The sequence below is a fragment of the Stenotrophomonas sp. Sm10 genome (assembly GCF_030985515.1).
In the GTDB taxonomy this organism is placed as follows: Bacteria; Pseudomonadota; Gammaproteobacteria; order Xanthomonadales; family Xanthomonadaceae; genus Stenotrophomonas; species Stenotrophomonas hibiscicola.
In genome coordinates, this window is the sequence record NZ_JAPTFO010000094.1 from 1 (window position 1) to 12,846 (window position 12,846).

A 12,846-nucleotide genomic window follows, 5' to 3' on the forward strand; every position below is an offset into this window, starting at 1 on the left:
GCCATGCCCGGCGAGCGTGATGCGATCGGGTCAGAGCCCCGCCCGAAGGGCGGGGCTCCGACCCCCTCTCACCTCACCCCACCGCCCGCGGCTTGGCCACGCGTGCGGCAAACGTCGGCAGCACCAGCAGGGTCAGCACGGTGGCGGTGATCAGGCCACCGATCACGACCGTCGCCAGCGGCTTCTGCACCTCCGCACCGGAACCGCTGGCAATCGCCATCGGAATGAAGCCGACGATCGCTACCAGCGCCGTGGTCAGCACCGCGCGGATGCGGCTGGAGGCACCGTTGATCGCCGCCTGCAGCGGCAGGTCGCCGGCGTCCAGGCGCTCGCGGATCGCCTGCATCAGCACCAGGCCGTTCAACGTGGCCACGCCGGATACCGCGATGAAACCCACCGCTGCCGACACCGAGAACGGCATGCCACGCAGCAGCAGTGCGAGGATGCCGCCGACCAGCGCCAACGGCACGCAGCTGAACACCAGAATGGCTTCCTTGCCGCTGCGCAGCGCCATGAACAGCAGACTGCCGATCAGCAGGAACACCACCGGTACCACCGTCGCCAGCCGCTTCTCCGCGCGCTGCAGGTTCTCGAACTGACCGCCCCAGGTCAGGTAGGCACCCGGCGGCAGTGCCACGTCGGCCACCGCTGCCTGTGCCTCGCCGACGAAGCCGCCCAGGTCGCGGCCACGCACATTGGCCTGCACCACCACACGGCGGCTGCCATTGTTGCGGCTGATCTGGTTCGGCCCTTCGCTCACCGTGATGCGCGCCACCGACGACAGCGGAATCACCAGCCCTGACGGCGTGGCGATCGGCAGTGACGCGAGCTGGTCCGGATCGTTGCGCGAGGCATCGTCCAGGCGCACCACCACGTTGAAGCGGCGATCACCTTCGAAGATCTTGCCGGCCGCCGTACCGCCAATGCCGGTGGACAGCGCATCACTCACGTCCGCGGCGGTCAGCCCGTACTGCGCCGCCGCCACGTGGTCGATCGCTGCGTTGAGCGTAGGCAGGCCGGAGATCTGTTCCACCCGCACGTCGGCCGCGCCGTTCACCGCGCGCAGCTTCAACGCCACCTGGTCGGCCACCTTCTGCAGCTGGCTGAAGTCATCGCCGAAGATCATTACGGCCAGGTCGGTACGCACGCCGGAAATCAGCTCGTTGAAGCGCAGCTCGATTGGCTGGCTGAACTCGAAGCTGTTGCCCAGCTGCTGCCCGGCCAGCTTTTCGAAACGGGCCACCAGCGCGTCCTTGGCCAACTTCGGATCGGGCCAGTCCTTGCGTGGCTTCAGCACGATCACGCTGTCGGAGATGTTGGTCGGCATCGGATCGATCGCCGCCTCGGCGGTACCGGTACGCGAGAACACGGTCTCCACTTCCGGCTGCTTGGCAATCACCTTTTCCAACGCCAGTTGCATGGCCAGTGACTGCTCCAGCGACGTCGACGGCACGCGCAACGCCTGCATCGCCACGTTGCCTTCGTCCAGCGTCGGCATGAACTCGCGGCCCAGCAGCGAGAACGAGCCGATGCCCACCACCACCATCATCACCGCACTGGCCACTACCGTGCGCGGATGCGCCACGGCCTTGCGGATCACCGGCTCGATGCGCGCGCGCAGCACGCGTATCAGCCTGGTCTCGTGCTCGCCGTCGTCCGCATGTGCATCGGCGTCCTTCAGCTTCGGCTCGCGCACCAGCAGCGCCGTCATCGCCGGCACGAAGGTGAAGGAGAACAGGAAGGCACCGACCAGGGCCAGCATGAAGGTCGCCGCCATCGGGTGGAACGTCTTGCCCTCCACACCTTCCAGGGTGAGGATCGGCGCGAACACCAGCAGGATGATCAGCTGGCCGAACGCCGCCGGGCGCGCCATCTTCAGCGCAGAATCGGCGGCCACGCGCAGCCGTTCCATCGCGGTCAGCGCCCGGCCCAGTTCGGCGCGGCGCTGGCCCAGCATCAGCAGGGTCGACTCGACCACGATCACCGCACCGTCCACCAGGATGCCGAAGTCCAGTGCACCCAGGCTCATCAGGTTGCCGCTGATGCCGAAGCGGTTCATGCCGATCACCGCGAACAGGAACGACAGCGGAATCACCAGCGCGGTGATGGTGGCCGCGCGCAGGTTGCCCAGCAGCAGGAACAGCACCACCACCACCAGCAGCGCGCCCTCGGTGAGGTTCCTGGCCACGGTCTTGATGGTGGAATTGACCAGCACGCTGCGGTCCAGCACCGGTGCCGCCAAGATGTCGGCCGGCAGCGATTTGTTCACCTGTTCCAGGCGCGCCGCAGCGGCCTGCGCCACGGTGCGGCTGTTGCCACCGGCGATCATCAGCGCGGTACCCAGCACGGCTTCATGGCCATTGCGGCTGGCCGCACCCAGGCGCGGCGCGCGGCTCAGGTCGACGTCGGCCACATCGGCCACGCGCACCACCACGCCATTGCGGGTGGCCACCGGCGCCTGCGCCAGGTCGTCGGTGGTCAGCGCCAGGCCGTCGGCACGTACCACCAGGCCCTCGCCGGCACGCTGCACGAAACCGGCACCGGCCTGCACGTTGGAACGCTGCAGGGCAGTGACCAGGTCGGCCAGGCCGAGGCCGTGCGCGGCCAGCTTGGCACTGTCCGGATGCACGCCGTATTCCTTGACGTAGCCACCGACCGTATCGACGCCGGCCAGCCCCGGACTGGAACGCATCTGCGGCGCGATGATCCAGTCCTGCACGGTACGCAGGTAGGTCGCACGTTCTTCGGGTGTACGCAGCAGGTTGCCTTCCGGCGTGCGGTAGACCTCGCCGGCCTGCCAGCCCGCTTCATCGGGCTTGGCCAGTTTGGCCGGATCGAACGCGGTGAAGTCCACCGTCCACATCAGCACCTCGCCGAGGCCGGTGGTGACCGGCGACAGCATCGGCGACGCACCATCGGGCAGGTCCTCCGATGCCTCGCGCATGCGTTCGGCCACCTGCTGGCGGGCGAAGTAGATGTCGGTCGCATCGGTGAAGATCGCGGTGACCTGCGAGAAGCCATTGCGCGACAGCGAACGCGTGGTGGTCAGGCCGGGAATGCCGGCCAGCGCGGTTTCCAGCGGATAGGTCACCTGCCGCTCGATCTGCTCCGGGGTCAGTGCTGGCGCCACCGTGTTGATCTGTACCTGGCGATTGGTGATGTCCGGCACCGCGTCGATTGGCAGCTTGCCCAGCTGGAACAGGCCCACGGCGGCGATCAGCGCGGCCATGAACACCACCAGCCAGCGGTGGCGCACCGCTGTTTCAATGATCAGCTTGAACATGATCGCCTCCTCAGTGGCCGTGCTCGGCTTCGCCCTTGGCCAGTTCGGCCTTGAGCAGGAAGGCGTTGGCACCGACGATGCGCTCGTTGCCGGTCAGCCCACCGAGGATCTCGATACGGTCGCCGGCGCGACGCCCGGCCAGTACCGGCTGCGCCTTGAAGCCGCCTTCGACGGCGACGAACACCGTGCTGCTGCCATCGACGTTCTGCACCGCATCGGCGGGCACGCTGAGCGAGCCGTCCTGGCCTTCGGTGACCACCACGGCCGACACCGGCGAACCGGCCGGCGGCAGCGACGCATCCACCGGCGTGGCGCGGATCACTGCGACGCCGCCCTGCTGCCGTACATCGGCAGCCGAACCGGTGACGGTAGCGGTGAAGCTGCCCCCCGGCACACTCACTTCCAGCTTCATGCCCGGCGTGACCTGCGCGGCCAGCGCCGGCGGTGCGGTGAACACCAGCTCGTTCATCGACGGGTCGGCGACATCGGCGACTGCGCTGCCGGCAGCGACCACACCACCCGGGGTGACCTGCACGTTGCCGACGATGCCGGCCACCGGGCTGGTGATGCGCACGCGGCCACTGGCATCGGGCGCACCGTTGGCGGCGGCCTGGGCCTGCGCGGCAGCGGCCTGGGCCTGTGCCGCCAGCGAACGTGCGCGCGAGGCTTCCATCTCCTGGCGCGCGACCACGCCCTGGTCGACCAGCGCCTTGTCGCGGCCATAGGCCAGGCGCGCGGCCTCGGCTTCGGCCGAGGCGGCCAGCGCATTGGCACGGAACACCGCCGCTTCGCCACTGACCACGATGGCCAGGGCCTGGTTCTGCTTCACTGCGGTGCCCGGTGCGACCAGCACGCGTTCGACGCGGCCGGTCACGGTGGAGGCTACCGATGCACGCGCACCGACCGAGGGCTCCACCCGACCGGCGAGGCGGGTTGAACCGCCACCGCCACGGCCGACGGCAACCACTTCGATACCGGACGCCTTGATCTGCTCGGGCGTCAGCTGCACCACACCTTCGTCGGCGTCAGCCGGCGCCTTGGCGGCTTCCGCCTTGGCTTCCTTGCTGTCGGTCGCGTGGCCATGGCCATCGTCGGTGCCCGCCTTGGCCGCGGCGGGGTCTTCATTTGCAGGTGTCTGCGCGTTGCCAGCGCAGCCGGCCAGCAGCACGGTCAGCAGCACGCCGCCGATCAGCGGGAAGGTACGGGAGAGAGTCATGGGGCCTCCACAAAAGGTGCGCGCCCTTCAAGGCGGGCAAGATCGATTTCCGCGCCGACGCGCGACAGGCGCGCATCCACGGCGGCGCCGCGGGCGGCGATAAGGGCGCTGCGCGTGCTGCGCAGTTCCAGCTGCGAGATGCGTCCGGCGTCGAAACCGATGCGTGCAAGGCGGTAGGCCTCTTCGGCGGCGACCACGCTTTCATCGGCGGCGCGGGTTCGGCTGCCGGCGGCCTTCAAACCGGCCACGGCGGAGAGGCGTGCCGCCTCGCTGTCGCGGCGCTGCTGGTCCAGGCGTGCTTCGGCTGCGCGCTGGTCGGCATTGGCGGCGCGTATGCCCCCGCGGTTGCGGTCGAACAGCGGGATGCTGAGGCTGAGCCCGAGGTTGTAGGCACGCTCGCCGCCTTCGCGGAAGCGGGTCTGTGCGGCGGTGACGCTGAGGTCGGGCAGGGCGCGCTTGCGCTCCACGTCGACCAGCTTGCTCGCCGCATCGGCTTCGGCTTCGGCAATGCGCACTGCCAGTGCGGTATCGGTGGCACCGCGCGGCAGCGGCGGTGCGCGGTCGAGCAGGCTGTTGTCGATCGACTGCACCGGCGCATCCAGCAGCGCGGTGCCGGCCAGGCGGGCCAGCGCGGCATCGCGGAACGCCTGTGCTTCATCCAGCGACGCCATGGCATTGGCTACTTCGCTCTGCGCTTGCACCGCGCGCAGCTGTGGTTCGCGGCCCTGCTTGACCATGGCGTTGACGGCGTTGGCGTCATCGCGGGTCAGCGACAGTGCTTCCTCGGCCAGGGTGTAGCGGCGCAGTGCACTTTCCGCCTGTGCGTAGACCGCCGCCAGCTGGCTGGCCACGTCGCTGCGGCTCTGCGAACCACGCAGGGCAGCGGCTTGTGCCTCGGCCCGGGCGGCACGAACGCGCGCGCCACGCTGGCCCCAGACCTCCAGCGGCTGGGACAGGGTGAGCACAGTATCGGCCCTGCCCATGCCGCCATAGGAGCCGGTACCCCAGGCGTTCTCGGCGGAATAGGAGAGTGAAGGGTTGGGTAGCGCGCGGGCCTGGTCGGCGCGCGCATCGGCGGCCTCGGCCAGTGCCGTGCCCACACGAGTGCCGGGCAGCTGGTCCAGGCGTTCAAGCAGTGTGTCGTAGGAGGGGGCGGCTTGCGCCATCACCGATGCCGCCGGGGCCAGGCCCAGCAACACGGCGACGACCAGCCCGGCCGCACGCGGCGACCGAGGTGTCAGGATCGACATAGGGGGATTCCGGTTGTGAGTGAAACGGGAGCCCGCAATCGCGGGACGCGCTCAACTCACGCCCGGGGTGGACGCGTCAATTCATCCTGGGCGACCGTATAGGTCGCCGCGTCGCCGGCATTCATCCAGCGCGCCGGCAGCGGCGCACCGAAGGCGGCGAGGGTGCTGGCCGGCAGGCTCAGGTTGGAGTGGTGGCAGTGGTTGTGGCTGCAGGCACCGGCGTGCTTGCCGTCACTGTCACCCTCGGCATCGTTGGCGTTGCTTTCCACGTGCACCGCAGTGGTGTCGTGCGGTTCGACCGCGCAGGCCAGCACGTCGGCCACCGGCACGACCACGAATGCCGCCATCAGCAGCATCAGCAGGGTCGAACGGAGGTGGCGGGTGATCCAGCGCATGAAGGGGAGGCTAGCAAGCGGTTTTCGCCGGATACAATATCAATGGCCGCTTCGGGAATACGTCGGAATCTCCCGTTCAGGTGGGCGGCCTGGGGCCTTCTGCCTTGGCGGGGGGGGGGGGGGGGGGCCCTGCGGCCGGGGGGGGGGCCCCCGTGGGGGGCCCCGCTTTTCGGCCCGTGAGGTGGGACACCGGAGGCGCTTCTGCAGAGCCGAGCCCATGCTCGGCTGCTGTCGCGCGACCAGCAGCCCCGGTAGGTGTCGACCTTGGTCGACACGCTTTTTGACCCCCGACACATTGCCGGCAGCGGCCAGCACTATCGGTCTGCAGGCAGCTTCGCGATCACCTTGATCTCGAACTGGAACCCGTACAGCCAGGTCACGCCGATGCCGGTCAGGGTCGAGTGCGGCGATCTGCCTCAGTACTCCCGCATGATCGCCGAGACTTTTGGAGTACGGACGTGCCGATGAGATCGTCAGTGCTCGGGACCCATGGGCCTCATCAAGAATCCTTGTTTGCGCTGCCGAACCGGCTTTCGAAGTAACCAAGAATCTTGTTGAGGCGATCAACTGCGCTGCTCGGCATTGCAGCAGTCGAAGCTTCGTTTGAGGCACAAGATTCTGCCAAGTACCACCCAATCTGCTTTTTGGACGGAGCCCCTTCAATCTTCATGCGATCTGCTATGCGATCAATTGTCTCTTGGCCCAATAGAACTTCTATCGCCATCCCTGAGAACTTTTTATCTATTTTTTCGAGGGTTATGACCTGGTTATCGTTTAGGTACCAGGAATTCTTGTATCTTTCTGCGGCTTTTCGTCCTTCCTTATCGTCATCCAAGAGAATGGAAAAAGTGGTGGCTTGCCCTAGTAGCTGGCTTATTATTGGGCCGGATGATCCTGACCCGGTGCCCGGTATAATTCGATAGTTAATTTTATTCTTTATTGATCTTGCTGCTATGGTAAGGGCGTAGAAATCGGTTATTCCCTCGACGATTAGGTAAGGGCCAGCGCCTATTAGTTCTGGCGCCACGTATTCAAGTTTCTCGATGACCGGCTGAAAGTAGCTGGATCTTGTCGGAAATTTTGATACGAATTTCTTGTACGTGCAGGCCGTAATCTGCGTCGGCTTTGTGTCGAGCCCAAAGGTGTCGTCTCTGTCATAGTCGAGTGCCGCATTCTCCACGATATAGGAGGAGCTGAGCCACGCGGGATTTATCATGTGGTGGCTATGCGTCGAGTAAATCACAAAGTTTCCGTCGGAAGCTATGCGGGCGAAACTTGTTAGTAGCTCCGCCTGCGCTTTCGCATGCAAATTTGCGGCAGGCTCGTCGAAGACGAAGATGGTTTTTCGCTCTTTCCCATTGTTAAATCCGGTGAAGAGCAAGAACGAGAAGAACCATCTAAAGCCCAGCGATCGCTCGTTTATTGCATAGTTGGACTCGCCGTCAGTTACATGGAATGTCGCGTACGGCATGTCATCTCGGTCTTCGTCAACACCCCATCCTACTGTGATGGACTTAATTGAAACTGATTTTTGGAAGACGCGATGCCAGCTGCCCAGAACTTCCCTTGTTATTGAGCTTGAAACTTTCTGAAAGACAGAGTCAATAGGGGTCCTTCTTGGGCTGCCCAGAAACTTGGAAAGCCATGATGAAGAATTCTGGCTATCTTTGAATTCTCGAATTCTCTGAACTATGTGCTTCTCGATGGAAAGCTGAGGATCTATTCTTCCCAGTACGTCTTGAAATGCAAATCGGTAGTGACGATTTATTGCGGTTTCGCTCGAGTGTTCTTCAAGATATATTCTTGCGGGCATCTCAACCAGAAAGGTTGGGAAATAAGAAACCTGTTCAAGGTGATCCTGAATGTAGTTTACTGTGTCCAACCAAAGATCAAATACACCTTCTTTGGAGGGTCTTTTGTATTCGGTAAAGCTTGATGAGCTCCCCTTTTTTGTAAGTAAATCAATTGTCCAATAGTTGGCGTTTTCAGTCAGGATGCTGTCGACAAATGTGAATCTTCGTTCGACAGTGATTTCGTTTCTTAAAGCGGCGGAGTCCACTTTTATCCGGTGCTTTTTTGCCGTTTTCGTGATTTCTTCGACGTCTGTAGCGCTTAGCTTAATTTCTGCTCTTATTGAAACGGATCCGGAGAAGGCTGCTTTGTGCTGAATTGGAATAATTCCAATTCCTGAAGATTTGGAATATTGCCCATCGAAAAGGCTTGCTATCGACCTGTTTCCGGTGACGAAATGGGACAGCGCCTCTAGTATCGTTGTCTTTCCGCTTTCATTTAGCCCAATCAGGGTTATAACCGGACTTTTTGATCGCCTGCGAAGGTCTATTTTTACTTCATCTATTCCCTTAAAGTTCTCGATCGTGAAGTCTTGGATCTCAGGCATCGTCCTTGGCTCTTCGCTAATTGGTGACGTTGAGCATACTGGCTATCAATGCCCGTTTGGGAGGGGCGTTCAAATCCCAGTTTTGTCACAGCTTCGCGATCACCTTGATCTCGAACTGGAACCCATACAGCCAGGTCACGCCGATACCGGTCAGGGTCGGGTGCGGCGCCTCGCCCCAGTACTCGGGCACGATCGCCCAGGCCTTCTCGAAGTTCTTCTCCGGATCGACCAGGAACACGGTCACGTCGATCACGTCATCGAAGGTGCAGCCGGCGGCAGCCAACACCGCATTGAGATTCTCGAAGGCGCGGCGCACCTGGGTTTCGAAGTCCGGTTCGGGCGAGCCGTCCTCGCGGCTGCCGACCTGGCCGGAGACGAACAGGAAACCGCCGGATCGGATCGCCGGCGAGTAGCGGTTGCGCTCGTACAGGGCCTGGCGGCCGGTGGGGAAAACGACATCACGCTGTGACATGGGAAGGAATCCGTGGGAGAGAACGCCATCCTCCGCGCCAGTGCTGTCTGGATAAACCGCGATGATCAGCCTAGATTGATTGCCAATCCCAAACAATCATGGCCCGCCATGGACCGTTTCGAGGCGATGCGGGCCTTTGCCCGCGTGGTGGAAACCGGCAGCTTCACCCGCGCCGCGCACACTCTGCAGGTCAGCCGCACCACGGTCACCCAGCTGGTGCAGCAGCTGGAGGCGCACCTGCGGCTGCGCCTGCTCAACCGCACCACCCGGCGGGTCAGCGTCACCGCCGATGGCGCGGCCTATTACCCGCGCATCGCCCGGCTGCTGGCCGAGCTGGACGAGGTGGAAGGCGGGCTGGGCGATGCAGCCACTCAGCCGCGCGGACGCCTGCGCGTGGATGTGCCGGGGCCCTACGCGCGGTTGCGGCTGGTACCCGCACTGCCGGATTTCCAGGCGCGTTACCCGGAGATCCAGCTGGACATCGGCGTCAGTGACCGCGAGGTCGACGTCATCGCCGACAACGTTGACTGCGTGATCCGCGGCGGCACCCCGGCCGATCCGGCACTGGTGGCGAGACCGCTCGGCGCGCTGTCGATCGGTTTCCACGCCAGCCCCGGCTATGTGCAGCGCTTCGGCCTGCCGACCGACCCACGCGCGCTGGAGGGACCCGATCACCACATGGTCGGCTTCCTCAGCCCGCGCAGTGGGCGGGCCCGGGTGTTCAGCGCGCAGCGCGGCGATGAGCGCGTTGAGGTGCAGGGCCGCTATACGGTCGGCTTCGATGACGGCAACGCCTATCTGGCGGCGGCGCTGGCGGGGCTGGGCGTGGTCGCGCTGCCCAGCTATATGGCCGAGCCGCATGTGGCGCGTGGCGAGCTGTTGCCGGTGTTGCTGGACTGGCAGCTGCCGCCAATGCCGATGCATGTGATGTTCCCGCCGAACCGGCACATGAGCCAGCGGCTGCGGGTGTTCATTGATTGGGTGGTGGAAGCGCTGGGCTGATCGCGCGCGCATCTGTAGAGCCGAGCCCACGCTCGGCTGCTTCTGGCATCACCAAGCCCGCGCTACGCACGCCAGCCGAGCGTGGGCCCGGCTCTACCGGCATGCGAAAATCATCACCGCACGCAACAGGACACATCGCCACGCATGAGTCGCATCGTCGCACTGGATACCGAAACCACCGGCATCTCCCACCGCCTGGGGCATCGGGTGATCGAAATCGGTGCCGTCGAACTGATCGACGGCCAGCTCAGCGGCCGCCAGTTCCACACCTACCTGCAGCCGCAGCGCAAGGTGGACTGGGGCGCACAGCGCGTGCATGGCATCAGCGATGCGATGCTGGTGGGCAAACCGCTGTTTTCCAGCAAGGCCGCCGAACTGCTGGACTTCCTGCGCGGCAGCGAGATGGTCGCCCACAACGCCACCTTCGATGTGGGTTTCCTCGACAATGAGCTGCGCCTGGCTGGCATTCCTGCCACGCTGGCCCAGCACTGTCGCGTCACCTGCAGCCTGAAGCTGGCGCGCGGGCGCTGGCCCGGTCAGGGCAACAAGCTGGACGACGTGCTGCAGCGCCTGCGTATCCCAAGCAAGCGCGGCCTGCACGGCGCGCTCAAGGATGCCCATCTGCTGGCGCAGGTGATTCCGCACCTGCGCTGAGGCCTGGCCGCTGTTACACCGGCCGCAACCAGCGCTCGATCATTGCCACGCCACGTGCCACCCCGTCCTCATGGCTCATCGCCGCGCCCAGGGCTGCCGCGCGTGCGCGTGTTGCGTCGGTTTCAGCGAAGGTGATGGCTGCCGCCAGCGTTGCTGCATCCAGTCGCTTCGGTGACAACGGTGCCGGTGCCACGCCCAACCGATGCAGGCGATCGGCCCAGAAGAACTGATCCGCGGCGAACGGCATCACCAGCGAGGGAATGCCGGCGCGGCAGGCCGAATGCGTGGTGCCGCTGCCACCATGGTGGATGGCGAGTGCGCAATGCGGGAACAGTGCTTCGTGTGGCGTCGGGCCGAGCACGAACACATCTGCTGGCAGCGCGCCCGTCGGCAGCCCGGCCCACCCCGGAAACAGCAGCACCCGGCGCGGTGCCAGCGCCTGCAGCAGGGCCGGCAGCACGCGCTCGCGATCAAACCCGGTCATGCTGCCAAAGCCCAGGTACACCGGCGGCGGCCCGGCATCGAGGAAGGCCTGCAGATCGACCGGGGGCGTCCAGGGCGCATCAGGTAGCCGCCACTGGCCACAGACGATGTGGTTGGCCGGCCAGTCCGCCGGTGGCGGCAGCAGCTGCGGCGAGATGCCATAGAGCATCGGCAGGCCGGACCACAACGCGCGGCGCGGCGATTGCCCCAGTTGCTGGCGTGCCGCGTTGATCGGCCGGCGGAACTGGCGCCAGATCAGGCCGTTGACCAGCCCATAGCTGGCGCGGTTCAACCAGCCCGGCGAGCGTCCCGGTGGCAGCAACGGAGAGCGGAAGGCCCGCGTCGGGGTCAGCGGGATCATGCCGGTGCCGATGACCGGCATTCCGCGGCGTTCGCCCACGCTCATGCCGACAAAGGCCGCCAGGCCACCGGTCAGAATCGCATCGCAGCCTTCTGCGGCCGCATCGGCCTGGCGCATCCAGCCGCTGACATGCTGCAGCGCCATCCGTGCCAGACCGGAACTGGCGGCGGCAACACCGTTGCCACGCGACACCAGGGCGACCACTTCGTCATGGATGTCGCCCTCAAGGGCCGCGTGGGGCACATCCAGGGCCTGCGCGCTGCCCAGGGTGCCGCCATCGGCCAGCAGTGTCACCGCGTGGCCTGCGCCGATCAGCCCATGGCAGAGCATGGCCAGCGGGCGCGTATCGCCTTCGGTTCCGTAGGTCAGGGCCAGCAGCCGCATGGAAAGCTCCGCAGTGATCCGGGCCAGTATGCCGGTTGGCGGGCTCCCGGCCCTGCCGGTTCAGCCGCAGCCTGTGGGTAACTTGCGCAAGTGCTTGAACCCGTGCATAATGCGCGGCTCGCTGTGTCCGGTTTTCTACCGGGCGGCGCCCCCGGGAGCACGTCCCCGGCCGCCCAACGCCAGCGTAACCCTTTGATTCTCTTGACGTGTGGTGGGCAACCATCGAGGCCGCCGTCTCCCGGGCTACGGGCTGACAACTACTACTATCGAGGTGCGCAATGTCCCGCGTATGCCAGGTTTCCGGCAAGCGAGTGCAGACGGGTAACAACGTCTCGCACGCCAACAACAAGACCCGTCGTCGTTTCCTGCCGAATCTGCACGAGCGCCGTTTCTGGGTGGCCAGCGAGAACCGCTGGGTCAAGCTTCGTGTTTCCGCGCATGCACTGCGCACCATCGACAAGAACGGCATTGATTCCGTTCTGGCTGAGCTGCGTGCGCGCGGCGAAAAGGTCTGAGGAGTAAAGCATCATGGCAGGCAAGCGCGATAAGGTCCGTATGATTTCCTCGGCCGGTACCGGCCACTTCTACACGACCGACAAGAACAAGAAGAACACCCCGGGGAAGATGGAATTCCTGAAGTACGATCCGGTCGTGCGCAAGCACGTCCTGTACAAGGAAGGCAAGATCAAGTAATCCGCACGGATTGCTGATCCCCGCGAAGAAACCCGCCCTTGTGGCGGGTTTTTTCATGCCTGGCATCCAGGTGGTGGGTGCCGACCGTTGGTCGGCACGCTCTCCCCGCACCCGGTAGCTGTCGACCCTGGTCGACACGCTGGCTCTCTGCCGTCGGTTCGAAAGGCAGTCGAGCATGGCTTGTATGTTCCTCCCGGCTCCTACGCGGTATGTAGGAGCCGGGGTGGAGGGACCGTCAAGCATGCATCTGCGGAT

The 12,846-nt window shown here is 64.7% G+C and carries 11 protein-coding genes and 1 pseudogene; 4 read left to right on the plus strand and 8 right to left on the minus strand.

What is annotated here, in order from left to right; all coding sequences use genetic code 11:
• Positions 1–73 precede the first annotated feature (73 nt).
• From O0J15_RS18480 to O0J15_RS18510, 7 genes and pseudogenes are all read right to left on the minus strand, one after another.
• A complete protein-coding gene (locus tag O0J15_RS18480) occupies positions 74–3,283 on the minus strand; it encodes a CusA/CzcA family heavy metal efflux RND transporter (protein ID WP_308306093.1) in 3,210 nt (1,069 codons plus the stop codon).
• Positions 3,284–3,293: 10 nt separating this feature from the next.
• Complete coding sequence (locus O0J15_RS18485) at positions 3,294–4,499, minus strand: efflux RND transporter periplasmic adaptor subunit (RefSeq protein ID WP_308306094.1); 1,206 nt, start codon at positions 4,497–4,499, stop codon at positions 3,294–3,296.
• Positions 4,496–5,749, minus strand: coding sequence for a TolC family protein (locus tag O0J15_RS18490; RefSeq protein ID WP_308306095.1), 1,254 nt, complete (start codon positions 5,747–5,749; stop codon positions 4,496–4,498). Before O0J15_RS18490 ends, O0J15_RS18485 begins: the two co-directional genes overlap by 4 nt.
• Before the next feature lie 56 nt (positions 5,750–5,805).
• The gene (locus O0J15_RS18495; RefSeq protein WP_308306096.1) at positions 5,806–6,144 is read right to left on the minus strand and encodes a hypothetical protein; all 339 of its coding nucleotides are present in this window, start codon (positions 6,142–6,144) and stop codon (positions 5,806–5,808) included.
• A 314-nt stretch (positions 6,145–6,458) separates the two neighbouring features.
• Positions 6,459–6,566, minus strand: a pseudogene (locus O0J15_RS18500) (RidA family protein); the annotation flags it as partial.
• A gap of 77 nt (positions 6,567–6,643) precedes the next feature.
• On the minus strand, positions 6,644–8,542 hold the full coding sequence (locus O0J15_RS18505) for an AAA family ATPase (RefSeq protein ID WP_308306097.1): 1,899 nt from the start codon (positions 8,540–8,542) through the stop codon (positions 6,644–6,646).
• Between the two features lie 85 nt (positions 8,543–8,627).
• Entirely contained in the window at positions 8,628–9,014 is a 387-nt protein-coding gene (locus O0J15_RS18510; RefSeq protein WP_308306098.1) for a RidA family protein, read from the minus strand.
• A gap of 108 nt (positions 9,015–9,122) precedes the next feature.
• Between O0J15_RS18510 and O0J15_RS18515 the strand changes: the two genes are divergently transcribed.
• Positions 9,123–10,016, plus strand: coding sequence for a LysR family transcriptional regulator (locus O0J15_RS18515; RefSeq protein WP_171952459.1), 894 nt, complete (start codon positions 9,123–9,125; stop codon positions 10,014–10,016).
• A 144-nt stretch (positions 10,017–10,160) separates the two neighbouring features.
• The gene (dnaQ, locus tag O0J15_RS18520) at positions 10,161–10,670 is read left to right on the plus strand and encodes a DNA polymerase III subunit epsilon (protein WP_171952460.1); all 510 of its coding nucleotides are present in this window, start codon (positions 10,161–10,163) and stop codon (positions 10,668–10,670) included.
• 13 nt (positions 10,671–10,683) lie between these two features.
• On the opposite strand, the gene O0J15_RS18525 is transcribed toward dnaQ, so the two are convergent.
• Positions 10,684–11,898, minus strand: coding sequence for a glycosyltransferase (locus tag O0J15_RS18525; protein ID WP_171952461.1), 1,215 nt, complete (start codon positions 11,896–11,898; stop codon positions 10,684–10,686).
• A gap of 278 nt (positions 11,899–12,176) precedes the next feature.
• On the opposite strand from O0J15_RS18525, the gene rpmB reads away from it, so the two are divergent.
• Positions 12,177–12,413 (plus strand): 50S ribosomal protein L28, encoded by a 237-nt coding sequence (rpmB, locus tag O0J15_RS18530; RefSeq protein ID WP_005411638.1) that lies wholly within the window; start codon positions 12,177–12,179, stop codon positions 12,411–12,413.
• Between the two features lie 10 nt (positions 12,414–12,423).
• Entirely contained in the window at positions 12,424–12,591 is a 168-nt protein-coding gene (gene rpmG, locus O0J15_RS18535; RefSeq protein WP_169411268.1) for a 50S ribosomal protein L33, read from the plus strand.
• Positions 12,592–12,846 lie beyond the last annotated feature (255 nt).